Source organism: Rhodoferax sp. UBA5149, assembly GCF_002413825.1.
Classification (GTDB): domain Bacteria; phylum Pseudomonadota; class Gammaproteobacteria; order Burkholderiales; family Burkholderiaceae_C; genus Rhodoferax.
On the sequence record NZ_DHXT01000190.1, the window covers coordinates 9,832 to 11,173 of the forward strand.

Here is a 1,342-nt window from a genome sequence, read left to right on the forward strand (position 1 = left end):
TTTTTGACCTCGTCGATCGAGCGGGCCAGCTTGACGCCGCCGCCCTTGCCGCGGCCACCCGCGTGAATTTGCGCCTTGACGACCCACACCGGGCCACCCAGCTTTTGGGCGGCTTCCACCGCTTCTTGAACGGTGAACGCCGGAATGCCGCGAGGCACCGGCACACCAAATTGACGCAAGATTTCCTTGCCTTGGTATTCGTGAATCTTCATGAGGACTCTCTCGGGAGGGGATAGTTTTTATCCGGCCGCAAAGCTAGACCGCTCGACGGCAGGCACTGGACAACGCAGCCTCGGACTGTATCATGTTGCAACGCACCAAACTTTGACCTGGCTCACCGAGCCTCTTTACAAACGCTGACTGGCGCTCACCATGCACAAGATATTCATTGACGGCGAAGCCGGCACCACCGGCCTTCAGATTCGCGAGCGGCTGCAATCCATGCCCGGCATTGAGCTGCTCAGCATCGCCCCCGAGCGGCGCAAAGACGCCTCGGCCAAACGCGCGTTGATGTCGCAAGTGGATCTGGTGGTGCTCTGCCTGCACGACGACGCCGCTATTGAATCGGTAGCAATGATCGACGACATGGCGAAGGCTACAGGTCAAATTGGCCCCAAGATCATTGACGCCTCGACGGCTCACCGCACCGCGCCGGGATGGGTGTTCGGCTTTCCCGAGCTCATTGCCGGGCACGCGCAAGCGGTCGCACAATCACGCCGCGTTGCCAACCCGGGCTGCTATGCGACCGGCGCCATCGCGCTGATTCGCCCGCTCATTGATGCCGGTCTGATCCCGCCCGATTTCCCGTTGACCTTGCCGGCCGTCAGCGGCTATTCGGGCGGCGGGCGCAGCATGATCGAGGCCTATGAAACAGGCAAGGCGCCCGCTTTCGAGCTGTACGCCCTGGGTTTGAAGCACAAGCACCTGCCTGAGATCATGGCCTACACCGGCTTGACGCGGCGCCCGGTGTTCATCCCCTCGGTCGGCAATTTCAAACAGGGCATGCTGGTGCAGTTGCCGCTGGATCTGGACCTGCTGCCGGGGCAACCCACGGCGCAGGACTTGCATGAAGCGCTGGTCAAACACTATGCCGGCAGCGAATGGGTCAGTGTGCAACCGGCCACAGCCGACAACACGCTCGATGCGCTGGCGCTGGTCGACACCAACCGGATGGAGCTGCGCGTGTTCGCCAACCCGGGCGCCGACGATGGCTTTCGCCACGCCGTGCTGGTGGCCCGGCTCGACAACCTGGGCAAAGGCGCGAGCGGCGCCGCAGTGCAAAACCTCAAGCTGATGCTGGGGCTATGACTGACTGTCGTTTGCTATATTAGTTATAGCTATA

Annotated in this window: 2 protein-coding genes; one reads left to right on the forward strand and one right to left on the reverse strand. The window is 61.8% G+C overall.

What is annotated here, in order from left to right; genetic code table 11:
• The coding region (locus B3V69_RS17120) for an ATP-grasp domain-containing protein (protein WP_349679230.1) at nucleotides 1–212 on the reverse strand (212 nt) is incomplete at its 3' end.
• Nucleotides 213–372: 160 nt separating this feature from the next.
• Between B3V69_RS17120 and argC the strand changes: the two genes are divergently transcribed.
• On the forward strand, nucleotides 373–1,308 hold the full coding sequence (argC, locus tag B3V69_RS17125) for an N-acetyl-gamma-glutamyl-phosphate reductase (protein ID WP_296448207.1): 936 nt from the start codon (nucleotides 373–375) through the stop codon (nucleotides 1,306–1,308).
• Nucleotides 1,309–1,342 lie beyond the last annotated feature (34 nt).

Bases quoted from the DNA above. Each gene is read 5' to 3' on its own strand.
- argC (WP_296448207.1), top strand. From the start codon at position 373: ATGCACAAGATATTCATTGACGGCGAAGCCGGCACCACCGGCCTTCAG.